A 21712-nucleotide genomic window follows, 5' to 3' on the forward strand; every position below is an offset into this window, starting at 1 on the left:
CACATGGCACTGTCATCGCTAGCTTCCGTTCCTATCACTACCTTAAAAGGTATTGGCGCTAAAGTTGCCGAAAAGTTAGCAAAGATTGATATCCACAATGTTGAAGATGCCCTATTCCACTTACCGTTAAGGTATGAAGATCGCAGCCGAATATACCCAATAAGTGATTCGGTCGTCGGTACTCACGTCACCGTTGTAGGCCAAGTGCAATCCAGTCAAATCCAATTTGGTAAACGTCGTTCCATGTTAGTGCGAATTACCGACACCACAGGATTAATGACATTACGGTTTTTTAATTTTAGTGCGGCGCAAAAAAACCAATTAGAAAGTGGTGTTTGGGTTCGTTGTTTTGGTGAAATCAGAGGCGGTCGTAACGGCCCAGAAATGATCCATCCAGAATATAAAATAGTAGACCCAGAACAACCAATTTCTGTAGAAGAAACTTTAACACCGGTTTACCCAACGACAGAAGGCATCAAACAAGCCACACTACGAAGTATTACCGAACAAGCGTTAAGCCGTTTGGAAAAATATAACGTAGACGAGATATTACCCCAGCAATCACTTCCTAATAACTACACAATTAAACAAGCGCTCAGTATTTGTCATCGTCCACCGGTAGACACACCTTATCATTTATTGGAACTAGGTATTCATCCGGCACAACAAAGATTAGCGCTAGAAGAATTGGTTGCGCATCAAGTTAGCATGTTAGAAAAGAAACATGTATTCCAGGAAGTAAGTGCCCTCTCATTTGAGCCAAATATCGAGTTAAACAATCAATTTTTGCAGCAACTGCCTTTTACACCTACGAATGCTCAACAACGTGTGATTGCTGATATCTATAATGATATTAAACAGCCAAGACCTATGCTCAGATTAGTGCAAGGTGACGTTGGCTCGGGAAAAACGTTAGTCGCTGTAATGGCGGCATTAGCCGTTATTGGAGCAGGAAATCAAGTTGCTATGATGGCTCCAACAGAAATACTAGCCGAGCAACACGCCAACAGTTTTAAACAATGGCTTGAACCTCTTGGCATTGAAGTTGTTTGGTTGGCAGGTAAAACTAAAGCAGCAGAAAGACGCATCGCACTTGAAAAAATCAGTTCAGGCTCTGCCAAAATGGTAATAGGCACACACGCCTTATTCCAAGAAAGCGTCCAGTTCCATAATTTGGCTTTAAACATCATAGATGAACAGCACAGGTTTGGTGTACACCAACGATTAGAGCTGCGCAACAAAGGTGCTATTCATTCTGTTGAGGGGAGTTTATATCCACATCAACTAGTGATGACTGCAACACCAATTCCTAGAACCTTAGCTATGACAGCGTATGCCGACTTGGACTGCTCAATTATTGATGAGCTGCCACCGGGAAGAACGCCAATAACCACAGTTGCCATTCCAGATACTCGTCGTGAATCTGTGATAGAACGCGTTAAAGACGTTTGCATTAAAACAGGTCAACAAGCTTATTGGGTGTGTACTCTAGTTGAAGAGTCAGAAGTACTACAATGCCAGGCAGCGGAAGACTCAGCGGTTGAATTACAAAGACTATTACCTGAGCTTAAAATTGGCTTAGTCCATGGTCGGATGAAAAGTGATGAAAAGCAGCTTGTTATGGAACAGTTTAAATCTGGTGAAATTAACTTGTTAGTGGCAACCACTGTAATTGAAGTTGGAGTCGATGTACCCAACTCTACTTTAATGATCATAGAAAACCCTGAGCGCTTAGGCTTGGCTCAGTTACATCAGCTCCGTGGTCGAGTAGGTCGAGGGGCGTCTAAATCCCACTGTGTACTGTTATATCATGCTCCACTGTCAGACACAGCTCAAAAAAGATTGGCAGTCCTCAGAGACTCCAGCGATGGTTTTGTTATTGCGCAAAAAGATTTAGAAATACGCGGCGCTGGCGAAATCATTGGAACCAAACAAACCGGAATGGCCGACTTTAAAGTTGCCGATTTAAACCGAGATGGGAACTTAATTCCAATAGCTATGAAATTAGCTACGAACATCCTTAATCATCAACCAGAACTAATTACAAAAATAACTCAGCGTTGGCTTGGCGAGAAACAAATTTACACAAATGCATAATAAACAAGCAAGTAAATTAGAAAAAGTTGCTGAACTAAGCATATAGTGCTTAAATCTAGCTACGCTAAATATAAAAATGCCATATGAAAAAACTTAACGTTCTAATTGTAGAAGATAGTAAACCTATCCTTGCCCTTCACAAAAACTTGGTCACTAAAGCTGGGTTTAATCCAATTACGGCTGAAACATTAGAACAAGTAAAATTATTAGAACCTAGGTTTCCTGAGTTTTTCTGTTCAATTATTGATTACAGCCTACCTGATGCGCCAAATGGCGAAGCAATCGCCTACCTATTAGCTAGAAATGTACCTGGCATTGTTATGACAGGTATGATCGATGACGAAACCCGCAATAATATTTTACAGCTACCCGTTATTGACTACATCACTAAAGAAAATAAACAAGCTTATCCTTACTTACAACATTTGCTTGAAAAGCTACGGGTAAATCATTTAACAAAAATATTAGTTGTGGGTGAATCCCAAGAGACTAGAAATCATCTAAAAGACTTATTAGAACGTCATAATTATCATGTAATTCAAGCTCGTTGTGGTGCCGTAGCACTTCAAGAATTAGAAAAGCATCCACAGATAAAATTGGTCATTACAGAAAAAGAAATGACTAATATGGATGGGTTAGAGCTGTGTAATAGAATTAGAGATAAGTATTCTAAAGACGAGATAAGTATTATTGGCCTGTCTGAGGACAACAACCAATCGCTTACAGCTAAGTTTATCAAAAATGGCGCTAATGACTTTTTAACCACGCCATTTTGTATTGAAGAATTTTATTGTCGAGTGTTACAAAATATCGAATATATTGAAAGTGTTGCCATCATTAAAAGACAAGCAAATACGGATTATTTAACCGGATTATTTAATCGCCGTTACTTCTTTGAGTATGTAAATCCAATCATAAAAAAACGATATATTGATGGCATAAGCTCCACCTTAGCTATGATAGACATAGATTACTTTAAGTCAGTCAACGACACCTATGGTCATGATGCTGGAGATATTGTATTAAAATCTATTGCCAAATTAATGCTGCGTCATTTTTCCAAAAATTACATAGCAGCTAGAGTGGGTGGTGAAGAGTTTTGTATATTTTTAGATGATACGAGTCGAAACCAAGCGATTATATTACTTGATAACTTTCGAGAAGATATAGAAAATATGCAGGTGGATATTGGTGTTGGTTCTACTAAAAAAACCATTACTTGCACAATAAGTGTTGGTATTACTCATGGTTGTGATAGCTCATTTGATGAGATTATGATCAAAGCCGATGAATTATTATATGACGCTAAAGACAGTGGCCGAAATATGGTTATTGCAGATTAGCTTTAATGCGCCACTCGTTTACTTTTCAATAAGCTCACACAAAAAAGGAAGCTAACGCTTCCTTTTTATAAATCAGCCAATTAATCGTCTATTACATCTTTAAGATCATCCAGTAGATCACCTGCATCATCCAGCAAATCTTCAGCCCCATTTTGCACATCTTCAAGCACGCTAGTTTGTTCAACAATAATACCGTTGAAATTCATACCTGCAAACGTACCTTCAGCACCTATAGCTATAATTAATAAAACAATAATAATTGCACGTGAGATAATCGTCATTAACAGACTGATCAATAACCACGCAATAACCACCAATGCAATAATATGAAAGTAAGTAATATTCTCACTTGGGATAGCCGTCACTTGCTCCATAAAATTACTGTCATCTAAAAGTTTAGCTAAATAACCAGATAGAACTAACGCGGCAACACCCGCTGCATACGTAATTAACTTTAAAATTCCCATTACATTTCCTTTTTGTATTTTTGCTTTTGCTTTTGCTTTTGCTTTTGCTTTTGCTTTTGCTTTTGCTTTTGCCGCTAGATTACGTTGTTAACCTTAGACTTCAAGGTTAAAGGTAACAGGACCATCATTTAATAAACTCACTTGCATGTCCGCACCAAACTGACCAGTTTGAGTTGGAATGCCTGTGTCTTTACATTGTTCAACAAAATAATCATACAACTGCTCACCTAATGCCGCTGGCGCACCACGAGAAAATCCCGGACGAGTTCCTTTTTTAGTATCAGCAACTAAAGTAAATTGCGACACAACCAATAACTCACCTTCAATCTGCTTTAAGCTTAAATTCATACGACCATCTTCATCCGAGAAAATCCGATAATTACTAATACGCTGAACTAACTTGTCAGCCTTAGCTTTGTCATCGTCTTTAGCCACGCCGAGCAAGACTAAAAGTCCCTGACTTATTTTCCCTATTGTTTCACCATCAACATCCACTTGTGCCGACTTTACTCTTTGGATCAAAGCTATCATTAAACTAATTTCTCCTGCTGAATATAACGAGCCATTTCATCGCTGGCTTTTATAAGCCCATCAACAATACCAACTTCTGTACAACTATGTCCCGCCGCTGGCACTATTTCCAATACACTATTTTTCCAAGCTCGGCTTAACTCATACGCACCTTCTGGCTTACAAACAATGTCGTAACGCCCATGAATTATATAACCTGGAATTTCACTAATGTTGGCAATTTCACTAATGATCTCATGCTCGTAAATAAAACAATTATTAGTGAAATAATGCGTGGCTAATAATGCACTCGCCACTAATTCTTTATTTGTTTCGACCACCGCATTAGTTTGTAATTTTAATTTGCAAATACGGCTTTCCCAATTAGAAAACTGCTTGGCCGCAGACATTTGAACTAAGTCGTTGTCGCCGGTTAATTGCTCATAAAAACCGGCTAATAAATCTGCGACAGAATCCGTATTTTGTCCACGAATAAAATCAGCGTGATACTCTGGAAATATTTGGCTTGCACCCACTTTTTCAGCGTACAGCCAATCTAAGTCTTGTTGTCGGCCTAAAAACACCCCACGTAGAAGCAACCCCAACACTACACTTGGAAACTCAATTGCGTACAAAAGCGCAACTGTGGTTCCCCAGCTACCTCCAGCTACAACCCAACGCTTAATATTTAAATGTTGACGAATGGCTTCCATATCTTGGGTTAAATCTGCAGTAGTATTGTTCCAAATTGCATTAATATCTGACGCACAATGTGGCGTTGACAAACCACAACCGCGTTGATCAAATAAGATAATGCGGTAATGCTCTGGATTATAAAAACGTCGGTAAACAGGATCGGAGCCGCCACCGGGCCCACCATGGCAATACACCACAGGAATACCATCAGGATTGCCACTTTCTTCAACGTAAATAACGTGGCCGTCAGACACTTCAATCATATAAGTTTGATTGGTTTTAATTTCAGGAAATAAAGGGCGCATAAACAATCCTAATAAAGACGAAAGATTGGTTATAGTAGGGGGACAAACATAAACTGTGAAGTACTAATTGTTAAAAAGTTTCATTTACAAAAAAGCCACTGAGCTGGATGCCTTAGTAGACAAATAGCTGAGCGGCTCTTTTTTATTTTATAAAACTAGCTATGCTATTTTAAACGCCGTAAGTCTCGCGGTACGCTTCTACTTTCGGTAAAAACTCAGCGTAATCTGAGCTTTGTTTTAAATATGTAACTAGGTCAGTTAACGTCACAATTGAAATCACTTTAGTATTAAAGTCACGTTCAACTTCTTGAATCGCAGATAATTCAGCTTTGCCTTTTTCTTGGCGGTCTAACGCAATTAACACACCAGATAAATCAGCACCGTGCTCTGCAATGATCTCCATTGATTCACGAATTGCCGTACCCGCAGTGATCACGTCGTCAACCAACATAATTTTGCCTTTTAGCTCAGCACCAACCAAACTACCACCTTCGCCGTGCGTTTTTTTCTCTTTACGGTTAAAGCAGTATGGCGTATCTACATCGTGATGATCCGCAAGCGCAACTGCAGTGGTTGTCGCAATTGGAATACCTTTGTAAGCAGGGCCAAATAACACGTCAAATTCTATTTTTGAGTCAACAAGTGCAGCCGCATAAAAACGACCTAAACGCGCTAAGTCACGACCAGTATTAAACAAACCAGCATTAAAAAAGTATGGACTAGTACGGCCTGATTTCAGGGTAAACTCACCAAACTTTAAAACTTGTTTCTCTAACGCGAATTCAATAAATTCAATTTGATAATCTTTCATTTTCAATTCCTAAATATCTAGCTTTAAGGCTTTATGGCTATAAGGCTTCCCGCTTTAAAGGTTTCCAGCTTTTACGTTTTTAACTTTCCAGCTTTATAGCCTTCAAGCCTTCCCGCTTTAAAAGTTTCCAGCTTACGGCTACTCTTAAGCTAACGCTTTTTTCTGTTCGTCCACTAATTCATTAATGGCACTTTTGGCTAAGCCTAACATTTCTTGCATTTCGTCAAAACTAAATGGTTCTTCTTCTGCTGTGCCTTGAACTTCAATTAAGCGGCCATCTTCGGTCATAACCACGTTCATGTCAGTTTCAGCTTCTGAATCTTCAACATATTCCAAGTCAGCAATTGGAGTGCCTTTATAAACACCAACAGAAATAGCTGCCACTAAATATTTAAGCGGATTAGCTTTAATCATGTTCTTTTTCAACATGTAATTAATTGCATCAACCAAAGCAACACATGCACCGGTAATTGAGGCAGTACGAGTTCCGCCATCAGCTTGAATAACATCACAATCGATAGTGATAGTATTCTCGCCCAGTATTTTCAAATCAACCGCTGCACGTAAAGAACGAGCGATTAAACGTTGAATTTCCATAGTACGGCCAGTTTGCTTACCACGAGTGGCTTCACGATTGTTACGAGTGTGCGTTGAACGCGGTAACATGCCATATTCAGCGTTAACCCACCCTTTGCCCTTGCCTTTCATAAAACGCGGTACACCGCTTTCTACAGTGGCATTACAAAGAACTTTAGTTTCACCAATTTCAATTAATACAGACCCTTCTGCATGGGCTGTAAAATTACGAGTAATCGTAACCGGACGGATTTGAGATGTGGTTCTGCCACTTGGACGCATATAGACCTCTATCTAGTAAACTTTACCAAGTCTGTTACTTAAGACTCAGTTTGGATATTCATGACTGATGAAATTAGCAGCATTATAAGGAATTCAAACAATGGCTGCATTGATAATTTGTTGTTATGACACATAAACCTTTAGTAAATCACTGGTTTACATTAACAATACTCAAAATCGACAAAAACAGATTACAAAAAAGGCGCAAATAAATGCACCTTTTTGTTTTTAATAAAGCTTAGCGATTAATCGCGGCTTCCACTACGGCTAGAACCACGAGCTCCACCGTCACGTTGTCCACGATGACCTTCGCCACCACGTCCACGGCTTGCACCGCCTTCACGACGAGGACGACCTGCACCGCCATCACGACGACCGCCACGTTCTTCACGAGCGCCAACGCCTTCACCACCACGAGGATCAACTTTCAGATCTAACGGTTGGTTACGAATACGTGTTTGTTTTAACTGTTTTTGTACTTCAGCAGGCATATCAGCTGGTAATTCAACAACTGAGAAGTTAGGCATAAGTTTAATGTTACCAATAAACTTAGAGCTTAAGTTAGCTTCATTTGCAATTGCACCAACGATATCTCTTGGAGTTGCACCATGTTCACGGCCAACTTCAATACGGTAAGCTTGCATTTTAACACCTGGATCACGGTCTGTACGAGGACCACGTTCACTACGCTCACCACGATCACGACCGCCTCTTTCGCGTCCGCCTCTGTCACCACGATCTCTATCACGTCCGCCGCGATCTCCACTACGGTCATCTGCATTATTATTACCAGGCATACTACGGCCAGTAAGTTGCAGAGGAGTTTCTTGTTGAGCTAAAAATGCTAATGCACCAGCAACTTCAGAAACATCCATTTCATGTTCAGCAGCGAAATCAGCAACTAATTTGTTAAAGAATTCTAAGTCTTGTGAACTTAAAGCTTCTGTCATTTTTTCTTTAAAGCCAGCAACACGTAACTGCGTTACTTCTTCATTTGAAGGTGCTTCGTAAGGTAAAATAGTTTGCTTAGTTTCACGTTCAATTGTTTTTAATAAACGGCGCTCACGTGGAGATGCAAACAAGATTGCATTACCTTTACGTCCAGCACGGCCAGTACGACCAACACGGTGAACATAAGACTCAACGTCGTATGGTAAATCGTAGTTAATTACGTGGCTTACACGTTCAACGTCGATACCACGAGCCGCAACGTCTGTTGCAATAACAATATCTAAACGGCCAGATTTTAAAGATTCAATACACTGTTCACGGTGTGATTGGTTCATATCACCGTTAAGTGCAGCAGCTGCATATCCGCGAGCAGATAATTTATCAGCTAATTCACTTGTACTTTGACGAGTTTTAACAAAGATGATCATACCGTCAAATTGGATAAGCTCTAATATACGCGTCAATACATCTAGTTTTTGGTTGTTATTAACAATCCAATACTGTTGAGTGATGTTTGAGTGGCTAGCCGTTTTAGGCTTAATGCGTACTTCTTTAGGATTTTTTAAGTAGTTTTTAGTTACTTTTAAAATTTGAGCCGGCATAGTTGCAGAGAACAACGCGATTTGCGTATTTTTAGCAACACTTTCCATGATCCATTCAACATCGTCGATGAAACCCATACGTAACATTTCATCAGCTTCATCCAAAATAACCATTTTCAGGTTAGAAAGGTCTAAAGTTTCACGACGCATGTGATCCATAACACGACCAGGCGTACCAACAACAACATGTACACCACGTTTTAAAGAACGTAATTGTGTACGGAAGTCTTGACCACCATAAATTGGTAATACGTGGAAACCTTTAAGTTTCTCAGCGTAAGTTGTGAATGCTTCAGCAACCTGAATCGCTAATTCACGAGTTGGTGTTAACACCAAAATTTGTGGAGAATTTATTTTTGCATCCAACTTACATAAAGCAGGTAATGCAAACGCAGCTGTTTTACCAGTACCCGTTTGTGCAATACCTAAAACGTCATCGCCGTTTAAAATATGTGGAATACATTCTGCTTGAATAGGTGACGGTGTTTCATAACCTACGCTTGTAACTGCGTTTAATACTTCAGGACTTAATCCTAAGTCGGCAAATTTAAGTTGAGCAACTTCGGCTGCTTCAGGTTGGGGTTCTATTACTTTATCTGTCATTATTTTTACTCACATCTACCCCAACTTCACGCGTAAATCCGTTATCACTCACATGCGCGTTACCTTACGTAACTATCCGAGCTTAGCCTGTCTATGGGGGAATCAAAAGGGCGCGCATTCTACGCTTTTTAAATAAAAAAAGCGAGGACTTTTGACTATTAAATCGACATATTAAAGTAATTACGTAAATAACTAGGTTATTCTTACCTAATATCTCATAAATTAGCCAGTCAGCCATCACGCGGTTATACTGCCGCAATATTATAGTTATACTTCTAAACTAAATAAATAAACTAAATAAAATTAAAACATCTAAATAAAAAAGGACCCAATCATGATCCAAAGTATGACTGCTTACGCCCGCATAGAAACCAAAGGTGATTGGGGAACCGCTGTTTGGGAAATCCGCTCAGTAAATCAACGTTATTTAGAAACCTATATCCGCCTACCAGAGCAGTTTCGATCATTAGAAGCCATATTACGCGAACGCCTACGCAAACAAATTCAGCGCGGTAAAGTAGAAGTATTCTTAAAATACACAGCAAATCCGTCAGCCGTTACTCAGTTAACGATTAATAAAACCTTAGCAAAACAAATAATCGACAGCGCTGCCTGGGTAACTAGCGAAGCTGGCTCTAGCCAACTAAACCCAGTAGACATTCTACAATGGCCCGGCGTAATGCAAGCCGAAGAAACCGACATGAACGCAGTACAACAAGAAATTTTAAGCGCGTTCGACCCATTAATAAAAGACTTTAAAGACGCCAGAGCAAGCGAAGGTGCAAACCTTAAAACCATGATCGACACACGTTTAGAAGGTGTATTAGAGCAATCAAAAATTGTCTCTGCTCACTTACCAGAGATCATGAAATGGCAAAAAGAACGCATAAGCTCACGCCTTGAAGAAGCCGGTGTAGAAATTGACGAACAACGCCTAGAACAAGAACTCATTTACATGGCACAAAAAACCGACGTAGCCGAAGAACTAGACCGCCTACAAAGCCACGTAACAGAAACCCAAAAAATCATGAAAAAAGGCGGCGCATGCGGCAGAAGACTAGACTTCATGATGCAAGAATTTAACAGAGAATCAAACACCCTAGCCTCAAAATCAATCAACGCAGACGTAACCAATGCAGCGGTTGAGTTAAAGGTGCTTATAGAGCAGATGCGTGAGCAGATCCAGAATATTGAATAGTATACAAATGAATGTAAAACCAACCTTTAGACATTATATATAAAGGGGTTTACTAAATACAGCATCCATATCAATCCAGACTTACCCACCACTTTCCAGTTAAATGTGGTGAGTATGTTACAATCCTGACAATAGTTGGTGGTGGGTATTACATAACCCCCGTTATTAAAAGGATGTAGCGAGTTATGGGAAAATTAACAGCAAAAGAAATATCAGCTAAATCTAAAGGGCCAGCGGGGAAATACTCAGATGGCGATGGTTTATATTTCATTGTCCCTAAGTCTGGCGATGCATATTGGATGTTACGTTATACGTCCAATAAAAAGCGTAAAGAAATGACGCTAGCAAAATACAAAGACCTCTCACTTGCTGATGCGCGTTTAGACGCTGCAATCAAAATGAAAGAATTAAGATCAGGCATAGATCCTCTTATTGCAAAGCAACGTGCAAAAGAAGCTGGCATACAAACCGTTGATGATCTTTTTGCAGACTGGCACCAAGGTAATATCAAACGCCTTAAACACCACAGCATCCCTGAACGAATATACCGCAAAGACATAGCACCGAGCATAGGTGACGCTAAAGTAGATTCTGTTAACGCTAGAGATATAAGACAACTTCTTAAATTAGTTGCAGATTCAGGCCGACCAGCAATAGCCAATGATGTACTTATGTATTGCAAACAAATGTTTAATCACGGCATTAAGCTTGATGTGATAGGCGCAAACCCTGCGAGTGCATTTTCTGTAACGGACGCTGGTGGCGTTGAAAAGAGTAAAGATAGAGCATTGAGTGAAGAAGAGCTTAAACAGTTCTTTAATACAGCTAGAACCCATAGCGACAGCTTTTCAAGGCCCAACTACCTAGCTTGTGCCCTACTTGTTACTTTAGGTGTGAGAAAGTCAGAATTAACAGAAGCAACCTGGGACGAATTTGATTTAGATAAAAAGATTTGGAGCTTACCTAGCAATAGAAGTAAGTCCGGTGTTGGAATAGACATACCACTCCCATCAGCCGTTATAGAATGGCTTGCAGAACTTAATGTACTGGCCTGTGGCTCTATGTATCTATTCCCGAATAGAAGAGCAAGTAAAAGCCCATTCATGGGCTCAGACACGCTTAACAGAGCGATTACAAAACTCTTCGGACATGAAGCCGGCAAAAAAAAGCAACCACCCAACTTAATGGGTGATATGCCTCATTTTACTGTGCATGACTTAAGAAGAACTTGCCGTACCCAACTAGCTAAACAAGGCACACCAGGCCATGTAGCCGAACGTTGCCTTAATCATAAGTTAAAAGGTGTTGAGGGTATTTACGATAGGCATGATTATTTTGAGGAGCGGAGAGAAGCGTTACTGAAAATAGCCTCTACTTTGGCTCAAATTATTTATGACGCTCCTAACCGTTAACATTGAAAGTGATATCTTACTTTACCTTTAATAAAAGCCAATTGTTCAGGATTAAACCTCCATTAGAGATACGAAGATACAAATCTTCGATAACGATGGTTGGGCTTCCCAGCTTTCACTAAACAAAGCAAATGTAACTTTTAAGATTTTTGTATTGCCAATCCAACCAAGGAAGTAGATCCCATTTAGTTTTTTCTTCTGATACAACAACTTGTAAACATTTACCCTCAATAGGCTCTCCATCAACAATCCTTTTGAGAAAGTCTAAACGTTCTTTCTGATGGTGACTATCAATAACTAGTTTCACCTTTTCAGCTTCATACATATGCTCTCGAACTGATGCAGGAAGCCCGAATAACTTTCCCCAAAGCACATGTAAATCAATAATATCTTCTACAGGCTGGTAACAAATATAACGATAGAGTTTCTCTGCAATAGCTTTGTCGTCAGGAGTAAAATTTGACGATGAGAATAACGCACGCAATGCATAAGTAGCATAGAAAGCAATTTCGCTTTCTTGAGGCGCTGTATCCACTGGAAAACCTCTTCCAAAAGCTTGTAGATAAGCCAAACGAAGGTCTCCTTTCACTTCATTTTCATTAAGCTCTAGGCGTAACGTCTCGAATATAATTAACTGCTTGTCTGGTTTATAAGCTCTGACATTATAAAGTGTCGGTATAAAGGAACGTGGATCCATTATTTTGCCTCGTAGGATAAATTCACGGTGTAACACGCTTCCAATTTATCAATATTATTACCTGGTATTGCTTTCACAAAGTACGGAGTGGCTCTAGGATTAGCACTAGTGAGAAATAGCTCGTTACGGTATGAAAGCATTGATAGTGGATTAAACGTATTCCGAAGAGGAATCAATGTAATCTCGCCGTCCAATTCTTTTATTGAAAACAATCCCTCTCGCGCTGATACATACATAATACCAGCAATAAACGCCACGCCATTGTAATGATTAATGGGGGCTTTTATGATGAGAAAGTCATTATCAATTGTTTTTTTTGCAATAAAACCATTGCGTGAGACCACATATATATCGCCTGTCGGAGCTACGGTTATTCCACTAATTACCGCTCTGGGTAATCCAGTCTCTGGCATAGAAAGTTCATTCGTTTTTTTACCATCTAGCAACCATATTCGTCCCTCTTCAGTTCCTACGTAAACATGCCCTTTATCGTTTTGGCAACAACAAACAGGGTCAGCTGATATATGTGTTTTACACTCATAACCTGCATTTGAATAAATCAACACACTACCGTCTTTTGCAAAAAAAATGATGCGGTTGCCCTTGTTTAAACCAATTGATAACACAATATCAGAATCGGTAACTCTCCCCATTCTGAATTCCACTTTCTCATTTGGTTCGTAGAAAAATATATCTTCTTGACTAGGGTTAGTAAAGTGAAAATCTGGGCAGTTAGTGATGACATGACCATTGTACCCAGCAAAATATACATATCGTCCAACAGACACAGCAACGCCAGTGAATAATGCATTTCCAGTGACTAGTAATAAGGGTGCTTTACCTTCTTGTAAGGTATATAAATGTGTGTGAGGTAACGCTGTTTCATCAGTAGAATTGACAAGAGTCACCAGTTGAGTGTCTGCTGATACAGGTTCAATAGTAGCGATAAATAGAGGTTGTTCTTGCATACTAATTACCGCCCCCTATCACAAGCTTGGTTTCGGGTTTATACTCACCTTTTTTACCTAAAACACCATTACCGATTTTAGTGTCAAATTTTGCGTTAAGCCCCTCAAAATGTGCTACTTGCAGATTTCTAAGGGCCATAGCAGTCATAGAAGCTTGTTGTTTTCTATCTTTAGTAAGACTGCTGCTGTCTTTCATGCCATCTTGATACATAAACCGAGATTCAAAAATTTTTGTATTCCATTCCACAGACTTATTAATCCATTCTATTAAAGTTGCCTGCTCACCTTTTGCTAAGCATTCTTCCGCAAAAGCTCTTTGCCCTTCAGAGGCCATTCGATGTTCTTCACCTTTAGTCTGCGAATCATTCAAAAACAGAGTGTATGCATTATCAACATTATAGCTTCCTAACCCTTCTATAAGCTTAGCGTTCACTGATTCGCGCTTTTCCCCAGGCATGAGCATATTAGAGATAGGGATAATATGATCACGTTGATACCCAGCTTTCAACAGCCCTGAGTACACGCCTTCTAGTTCTTTGAATCCACCAGTGATAGCTTTAGCGTCTTCTAATATATTCATACAACCTTCAGGAGAATTGAGCCTATCATCAATACCACCAGTAACAACGTTACCTTCTATCCAGCCTTTCTTAATAATTTCCTGATCGGGTTTAGTAATACCGACAAGGCGTTGATCAAAATCTTTTTCAATGCTGTGTCTACCACTACTCTTTTCCGATTTTGTGGCCACCTTTTTTTGTCGGCCATCTGTTAGGTTCGTAACGTTATCCGCTATATTGTCTCTCCAGCTAGGAATGTCATGAGCAATAAGGCCATATTTACGATCATAAACTAATGATGCAGTAGGATGTTCAATAAACTCATACTGGCCAGTCGCATTTAAATGTATGGCGATATTTTTAGAGCTATTATTTACGAGCATGCCAGCTACAAGATTGGCGCGATGTACATTAAATTCGTTGAAGTCATTAAGCCAAACTGGCTCAAAGGATTTTACGCTTCCTGAAAACAAATCATTGGAGTACTGAATCCAATTGATTTCTCCGCGCTCTTCATATCGTTGTTTAAATAGACAACTTTGCAGCTCAAGATTTTCGCGATACTTTTTATCTATCACCAATTGATACGCCGCAAGCGCTTGCAACACCTTATAGCGAAGATCTGGAGGAAGCGAAGCAATATCAATACCTGACAATAAACCATTAATGGAAACTAGGTGTGCTTGATCCAGATTTCGAAGCAAGTCAAGAACTTCATTAGCTTTTTGGATATTCAGATACCCATCACTACCTGCCGCTCTAGGATAAGTAATGTGCCCCATTATTTAATTCACCAACCCATCAAAGCTAATATCATCAAGCGAGCTAAATACTTCATTTGGCTCAATACTCTCATCCCATGTATTGAGTAATTGAAGTACACCATATTGCAATGATAACTCTCCCCGGGCTAGCTGCTTCATTGTATTATCAAAAGTACTACATACTGATAATGCATCGAGTGCAAAGCACAACTGCAGCTCCTCATAAGCCTTGGCACCTAAGTTCGTTATTCGAATCGTACCACCTTGCATATCCATCAAGCCCGAACCAATTAAACGATCAAAGATTGTGGCATACGTTGATGGACGACCTACACTGAACGCTTCTAACTGTTCAGTAAAATGCAAGAAGGTCATATTTTCTTGTTCTGGCAGACTCATTGGAACCATATTTACTGATTGTTCACTATCAGTCAGTGCGTATCGCTCAAACACAGAAATGTGTTCCGTCTCATGTATCTTGTTTCCCGGCTGTAAATATTCTGCCCAACCTAAACTCTCAACTTTTTGCGCAATAAGGGTTAAAAAAAGTGATTCACCTGCATTGTCTATCCCTTCAAATTTATAAACTTGATTAGTTACTATTGCATCGCCAGCGACTCTTGCTGTTTGCCACTGAGATAAAATGTCTAATACAGCATTAAGCTTTTTAGCTATCTTGGGTTCTTTCGTTAAAATATCCAGTTTCAACGCCTCAATATCTTTAGAGAGAATACTGATCTCATCATGCGCGCTATTAGTCATTTTTAACTACTCCCTCATATAACGCTGTCAGCGAGTCATAAGCCTCTGCAACGGGTATATCATAATAAGTAAAGGCGTATTTTAAAACGCCTAACGTGTTGGCTTCTGGCACAGGTAATTTAATGTATTCATCAACTATCCCGCTGGACTGTTTCCATACGATGTTAGACACATCAGCTAATGGTGGAAGTGGTTTTTCTAATCCCTCTGGTCGAGACAGTACGCCCTCGATATCCATACCATTAGCGGTTACTCTCACGCCTAAAGAAGCATTATTATCTAGTGCTGCAATTTGATGTTGGGTATAACGATAAAGCAGCTCTATAGACGCCCGTTGAACACGGCCAAACGTAACCTTTCGATTACCTTCTACTGGACTTATTAAATTTCGTTTTAATCCTTCAGTTATAAATTCGCTATCAGTTAGTGGGTCTTGATCTTTCATAGCTTTAGTCATCAGACTAGAACCTACATTGTCAGCAATATCTCTTGCTATTTCAGCATGAACTCGATTGAAATCAAGAGTTACAGGTACGTCAAATGCCTCATTAACGGTTACCTTATCCATACCACGTAGGCGTACTCGTTTAAAATTGATAGGATTATCTGCATGTTTTCTGGCATATAGTTTCATCAGTTGCCATGCAATTGTTTCACCCATGAAATCATCGTCTGTAGCAAGAAAAATATCCTCAAAGGCAGGATCAGTTATCTCATCGAGAATGGATTCGATTTTCTCTTTGGTTTGTCGCCGTTTTTCATCATCCTCTCCCGCCCATCTATAGGCCGGTCGATATTGATTCTCCTTAGAAGGCGCACCTAAACGGTTGTCCAGAAATGCCCCGCTGGTAGCAACCACTTTATAGTCAGGCCCCAAAGCTTCTGATAGTGCTTTTTTTTTGCCATCGGCTTCAATAATGACCAGATTTTTTGGGAACAGTCGTTTTGCGCCGACTTTATGCATGTAATATCCCAAATACTTCATAGAGGAAGTCACTTTCCCCTCTAAAGTGCGAGCCGGTTCTTTGCTTGTACCAATGCCATAAGTTGCGGGACATACAAAAGCTACAAAGCTTTCTTTGGCACGAGAAACCGCCACATTGAGAACATGTGGTGTTTTATCAAAGTGAGTTGAACCACCATCATTTGCCCCTTTTGCCCCAGAGTACAAAATGATAGGGCGCTCAGCGCCTTGTAGTGAATCAATCGTGCCACACGTAAAGTTATTTGCATCGGTTTCGCACAAACTTATGGAATCTGCTCGTTCTTTTGGCAAGGCTTTTTTAAGTGCTTCTAAAATTCGACGCGCTTGTAACTTAAACGGTGAAACAACCGCAATTAAATCTGCGAGCCACTTTCCATCAATGCTTGCATTGTAATGCTTTTGCACATCAGGCCATCGTTTGATGATCCAATCGACTACCATATCGACTTCGGCGGCATTAGCGCGAGAAGCATTATTTTCTTGATATGTTTTGCCAGAACTTTCTACAAATGATAACGGAGGGATAACTCCCTTCTTGTCAATCAAATTGCCATTGATGAAAATTTGATTGTCATACACCATTTCATTACAAAACTGGCTGATTATTTGTTGACAACGATAGTGCCCTCTTAGCATCAAACCAGGTTGCTTGATCGAGAAACGTGAACCGTTTCTTAGCACATGCAGAATACTTCCTCCAGCGTTGGGTAAATACTTATTAGCAAATAAGTAAGCATAGGCTGCATCAGGTGTTTTTAGTTTATGGCCATCATAAAATTGCTGAAGATGAATGTGCTGATGCTCTTGTAAACCGGTAATATCCTCATCACTCACCACAGGTGGTATTTGGTCAATATCGCCTACCGCGATAGCTCGTTTAGCAAGCGCAAGTAATGGTAAACAATCTCGTATATCAGCCTGCCCTGCCTCATCAATAATCATGAGGTCCGCCAACCCCAGCCAAAAGGAGCCTATATTAACTCCCGGTGGTGAACGATAGCTAAATAGATTGGGGGCTGATTTTGTGGTTGAAACTAGGCAAGGTGTGAGCATACACAACCGCCTAAGTCCAAGCTCGACATTCGTCTTATTTCGTGTAATTAATATTTTTTCTTCGCAGGCAAGTAAATAGCGACCTTCCCAATAGCGTGCTGCTAAATGGAACATACGAAATCGATATTGTGTATCAATTATTGCCTCAATAATAAGATGAATCGCTTGCGGATAAAGCGTTACTTCATTATCAGAAATCACTTGAAAAAAATGTGTCTTGTCTTTATCTGTCATTCCAATCAAGTCATTTCTTACATCAAATTGATCAAGTAAATGTTCCCGACACACTCGGGCAATAACCTTTTGTCGTTGCTCTCTATTTCCGACGGAAAGAGACAAATATTCTAAGTAATAATTGATAGATTCTTTTGTATTAGTTAGTTCATCTAGCAGATTAAATTCATTCTCTCGTTCTCCTAAAATAGCGTCATCAAGCGTTGAATAACTATTTTGAAGCGTTTCAATTTTATTAAGAAGACTAGTTTTAGAATTCACCATAGTGTCTTTCATGACTAATAGCTCAGACTGAAGTAAATCTACAATCTCCTTTACATTTTTCATTTCGTAAGGTTTTGGTTCAGCAGCTCCGTCATATAGAGCTTTAGCTACTTTTTCTTGAAATAGTTTATCAAAATAAACTTGAGCGCAGCGTATATACGTGTTTTTTTGAATAGGTAGGCTCTTAAAATCGGATGCAATGGCATTATCACCTAACCAATGGAACGTACCAGGGGATTGTTCATTGTTACTTTGTATAACCGCTTTGTCGTTAATGTCTTCCTGTGACATAGGAGGTTTATTCTTTTTCTCATCTCCTTTTAACTCATAATTGGAAGGTAAAAATGAACCATAGTTTTGGGGCCCGTTTATCCAGCGCTTCATACATTGAACAACGGATGGGGAATCAGTAGTAGCGGTGGGATGCATTACCTTGGGGAATGCTCCAATAATATTTTTAACTGACTGATTTGTGCCACCCACACCGATAACGATAGGGCAATCTTCTCCGTCAATCGCCGCTTTTACCCATTGATTGGCCACAACAGCTTTAAGCATGGCGGTTTTACCTGAACCAGGCGGCCCATTCACCGCTAAAACATCACTCAACTCCGTTTCAGCAAGCGCCATAATTACAGCTCGCTGTGTATTATCTAGAGCAAAGAGTTCTCGATTACTTAAATCCTCTTTATTTTTATCTTTAAGCTCATCCATATGACCTAACAAATAAGTCGGTGACCAGTATCCCACTTCGCTTATATAATTAGGTACTTTAAAGTCAGTCTGGTAGCGACCAAAAAACACATCATCAATGCGCGCAAAACACGTTTTAGATAACGCTTGCTCAGGAGCAGAAAGAACACTCTCATAAAGTTGTTCAATTGCACCGCCTGCATCACCGTTAGCTAATGTATGTAACGTAATAACGAGGCGTGATTGAGGAAGAACTGATTGAAAAGCGCTAGCCATATTTATTAACGATACGTCACTAATGGTATTGAACATATCAATGGCATACGTAAACCACGTCGACCAATCATCAGTAGGGATAATGGGCTTAATATCTAATAACCGTTCATGGAAGTCATTGGATGAGCCTAAGCAAATTTCAGGCTGATGCTCATCTGAACTAAATAAATCGTGATTAACTTCAGGCTGTCTTTGTATATTGGGTGCAAATAGAAAATTACCTGCCAATGCGTGATTTGAATGTAAGCGCATAGGAATCGCAATCAACCGTACAGAATACTTGGTCCTTCCTTTAAGGCTCACCATGGCGACGATAGACTTGCCAGTTACTCTCGAAAAGGATTCTTCATACTTTAAATCGACATTGGTTTGACTGTGCTCAGAAAATGCCTCTAATGGATACGATTGATCACCAATAAACGCTTCATTCGCCAGTTTAAATAAATTATTCTCTCGTAAAGCCGACATCAGTTTAGCGCTATGTTTCATTCTTTTTAACCATCTCTACAATTTCAACAATACGATTTTTTCCAACACATAAAGTAAGGTGGTCGTATTTTCCAAAATCAGACTCTTCTAAGGGATAGCTCCCAAGCTTAAAACTGTTGTAAATATATTCTGCACCATCGCTGTCGATAAACGTCAATCTCAGGTACTTATTACCGTTCTCGCCTTTACTGTTTTTTGGTTCGATTTCTTCTTGTTTTATACAGGTCAATCGTTTTATTTTTGATTGGCTTGGTTCTTTTGAAGACGACGCCACTTCAATTGACTTTGCCCAACGCCATTGAAGAATATCCTTTTTCAATGATACCGATTCGTTCCCCACCTTCATTTTAATTTCTTGGCCGGACTCAAATTTATAACAATCGTTTTCCCTCAACAATATAGGAGGAACAGCAACCAGTGGATATAAATCACCGTGTCCAGTTAGAGCACAATATACAAAATTACGGCGCTGAGTACTAAAGTCTTTCCAATACTCATTACTTAACTTTATAAGTTCAACATCGGCGTCCCATTCCATTACACAATAGGCCTCTTGATAGGAGTTACTTTCACTGGGTGAAAGTGTTGGGAGTGGTGACATGATTTCTTGAACACTCCATTCATTACGATGACTGCCTCGAAGGTGTTTTGCTTTATATGATTTCTTTTTTTCGGAGTTATAGCGTCTGTACTTTTCAATTCGTACATCAATAGATGCATTTTCACTAAAACCGCCAATTCCAAATAAAAAAAACTCTGCTGCAAGAATCGGATAATGCATATCTTCTTCGCCAAAACGGAATAAGTAATAAAGATGCCCATCTCGATTTTCACTGGTTACATAAGAAATCGTACCTTCAATCGTTTCAGGTAAACTGAACTTATTTAAGAAAAACGTCACCTTTGGTGACCAAGCACTATGCTCTTCTGGAGCTTTTTTAGGTTGCCAGAAAGTGACAGGTAGAGTAAGCCCTTTACCTAATTCGAAGTCCGGCAAAGAGACACCACTGTACGATATTTGTTCTTTGCTCTTTTTAAACGCTTCCCAACTATCCTCTTTTACATTTACCTTAATAATCAAACCAAAGCACACAAACTCAAATTCGCTAGGATAAGGTACCAGTTCTTTAGGAAAAACTTTTGCATTGAACGGTGAAGGCATAGCTAGTTCTAAAAACGTGAACTTAAACGTACCCACAGCCTTAAATGACAAGGTAGCCTTAAATGAAACAATGCCCTTTACAGCGACTACATCCAACTTTTTATTCGCTATGTTGACGCGCGAGGTCAAACCTTCGAAATATGAAAAATCACACACTAGAATGTTGTCTGTTGTTTTCTCTTTCTCTCTTAATTCAGCATTTGTGATATCCGCTTCAAAAGTATTGGGATAGGTAGGTAAGGTTAGCTCTTTCACAACCAGTGACTCTTCACCTTCACTGGCGTTACAATCTACTTTTGCATTGAGACTAAAGCCTTCTGTTAATTCACTAAAAACACGGCTCTTTGTAAGTGTTGCTCGCATCATCTCACACGGGAGGTTTTTATATACACCACAACTTGACGTAAAGGAACCAAGCGTGACATCCTTTCCGCCCATTTTGTGACGCTTCTCATCATAAAAGAAAGTTCCATCAAGGGTATTCGGAATCTGTGGTTTAAATGATGAAACAATGAATTTCCTGTCATCTAGTTTAAATAACAATCGTACCTTTACATTTGCATCTAATAATTCTTTTAGATTAGGAGACAAAGCACTAACAGCTAATTCAAATACCCCTTGATCTTCAATGTTTACTAATATGGCATTCGGTAATAAAGTCTCAGAAGTGAGAGCGATTTTTTTAACCACTATAGATTGATCGTCACCCAGCCTGCATAGAATGTCGGTTATGTACTTATTACAGCTAACCGTCACAGTTTGAACCAGAACCTTTTGATGAAGTTTCGTTGGACGCATCAATGCCAGTTCACTAAACTGAGGGTCCATACAGATGCTTTGTCCATCACAGTCAAATAAAGGCTCGTTGGAGTCCTTTACTAAGCCTTTGAATGTAGCTAGGTAACGTTTATAACTCATTAGTCAAAAACAATAATTTCAAATTAATCTCGCT

Annotated in this window: 16 protein-coding genes; 4 read left to right on the forward strand and 12 right to left on the reverse strand. The window is 39.6% G+C overall.

Features of this window, described 5'->3' with window-relative positions; translation table 11 throughout:
• The first annotated feature begins 3 nt into the window (after positions 1–3).
• A complete protein-coding gene (gene recG / locus Q0940_RS05285; RefSeq protein ID WP_299265121.1) occupies positions 4–2097 on the forward strand; it encodes an ATP-dependent DNA helicase RecG in 2094 nt (697 codons plus the stop codon).
• 83 nt (positions 2098–2180) lie between these two features.
• Complete coding sequence (locus tag Q0940_RS05290) at positions 2181–3440, forward strand: diguanylate cyclase (protein WP_299265123.1); 1260 nt, start codon at positions 2181–2183, stop codon at positions 3438–3440.
• A gap of 80 nt (positions 3441–3520) precedes the next feature.
• Here Q0940_RS05290 and Q0940_RS05295 read toward each other — a convergent pair whose 3' ends face one another.
• From Q0940_RS05295 to Q0940_RS05320, 6 genes are all read right to left on the reverse strand, one after another.
• A complete protein-coding gene (locus tag Q0940_RS05295; RefSeq protein ID WP_299265125.1) occupies positions 3521–3907 on the reverse strand; it encodes a hypothetical protein in 387 nt (128 codons plus the stop codon).
• Positions 3908–4000: 93 nt separating this feature from the next.
• Positions 4001–4438 (reverse strand): D-aminoacyl-tRNA deacylase, encoded by a 438-nt coding sequence (gene dtd / locus Q0940_RS05300; protein WP_299265128.1) that lies wholly within the window; start codon positions 4436–4438, stop codon positions 4001–4003.
• Positions 4438–5418, reverse strand: a complete 981-nt coding sequence (pip, locus tag Q0940_RS05305; protein ID WP_299265129.1) for a prolyl aminopeptidase — start codon at positions 5416–5418, stop codon at positions 4438–4440. Before pip ends, dtd begins: the two co-directional genes overlap by 1 nt.
• A 169-nt stretch (positions 5419–5587) precedes the next feature.
• Positions 5588–6229, reverse strand: coding sequence for an orotate phosphoribosyltransferase (gene pyrE / locus Q0940_RS05310; protein ID WP_299265132.1), 642 nt, complete (start codon positions 6227–6229; stop codon positions 5588–5590).
• Between the two features lie 144 nt (positions 6230–6373).
• Positions 6374–7087 carry a ribonuclease PH gene (gene rph, locus Q0940_RS05315; protein ID WP_105051630.1) on the reverse strand — a complete coding sequence of 238 codons (714 nt, stop codon included), beginning with the start codon at positions 7085–7087 and terminating at the stop codon, positions 6374–6376.
• A 245-nt stretch (positions 7088–7332) separates the two neighbouring features.
• Positions 7333–9243, reverse strand: coding sequence for a DEAD/DEAH box helicase (locus Q0940_RS05320; RefSeq protein ID WP_299265137.1), 1911 nt, complete (start codon positions 9241–9243; stop codon positions 7333–7335).
• Positions 9244–9577: 334 nt separating this feature from the next.
• On the opposite strand from Q0940_RS05320, the gene Q0940_RS05325 reads away from it, so the two are divergent.
• Both Q0940_RS05325 and Q0940_RS05330 read left to right on the forward strand, forming a co-directional pair.
• A complete protein-coding gene (locus Q0940_RS05325) occupies positions 9578–10441 on the forward strand; it encodes a YicC/YloC family endoribonuclease (protein WP_299265140.1) in 864 nt (287 codons plus the stop codon).
• 185 nt (positions 10442–10626) lie between these two features.
• Positions 10627–11853 (forward strand): site-specific integrase, encoded by a 1227-nt coding sequence (locus tag Q0940_RS05330; RefSeq protein WP_299265143.1) that lies wholly within the window; start codon positions 10627–10629, stop codon positions 11851–11853.
• A gap of 118 nt (positions 11854–11971) precedes the next feature.
• On the opposite strand, the gene Q0940_RS05335 is transcribed toward Q0940_RS05330, so the two are convergent.
• Genes Q0940_RS05335 through Q0940_RS05360 form a run of 6 tightly spaced genes read right to left on the reverse strand, consistent with a single transcriptional unit; the run spans position 11972 to position 21588 of the window.
• Positions 11972–12550 carry a hypothetical protein gene (locus Q0940_RS05335; RefSeq protein ID WP_299265145.1) on the reverse strand — a complete coding sequence of 193 codons (579 nt, stop codon included), beginning with the start codon at positions 12548–12550 and terminating at the stop codon, positions 11972–11974.
• Positions 12550–13518 carry a hypothetical protein gene (locus Q0940_RS05340; RefSeq protein ID WP_299265148.1) on the reverse strand — a complete coding sequence of 323 codons (969 nt, stop codon included), beginning with the start codon at positions 13516–13518 and terminating at the stop codon, positions 12550–12552. The genes Q0940_RS05335 and Q0940_RS05340 overlap by 1 nt, the downstream gene beginning before the upstream one ends.
• A 1-nt stretch (position 13519) precedes the next feature.
• On the reverse strand, positions 13520–14860 hold the full coding sequence (locus Q0940_RS05345) for a hypothetical protein (protein WP_299265151.1): 1341 nt from the start codon (positions 14858–14860) through the stop codon (positions 13520–13522).
• Positions 14861–14863: 3 nt separating this feature from the next.
• Positions 14864–15604, reverse strand: a complete 741-nt coding sequence (locus Q0940_RS05350) for a hypothetical protein (protein WP_299265153.1) — start codon at positions 15602–15604, stop codon at positions 14864–14866.
• Positions 15597–19598 carry an AAA domain-containing protein gene (locus Q0940_RS05355; RefSeq protein ID WP_299265156.1) on the reverse strand — a complete coding sequence of 1334 codons (4002 nt, stop codon included), beginning with the start codon at positions 19596–19598 and terminating at the stop codon, positions 15597–15599. The genes Q0940_RS05350 and Q0940_RS05355 overlap by 8 nt, the downstream gene beginning before the upstream one ends.
• Positions 19588–21588 (reverse strand): hypothetical protein, encoded by a 2001-nt coding sequence (locus Q0940_RS05360; protein ID WP_299265159.1) that lies wholly within the window; start codon positions 21586–21588, stop codon positions 19588–19590. The genes Q0940_RS05355 and Q0940_RS05360 overlap by 11 nt, the downstream gene beginning before the upstream one ends.
• Positions 21589–21712 lie beyond the last annotated feature (124 nt).

The organism is uncultured Psychrosphaera sp. (assembly GCF_947500655.1).
Classification (GTDB): domain Bacteria; phylum Pseudomonadota; class Gammaproteobacteria; order Enterobacterales; family Alteromonadaceae; genus Psychrosphaera.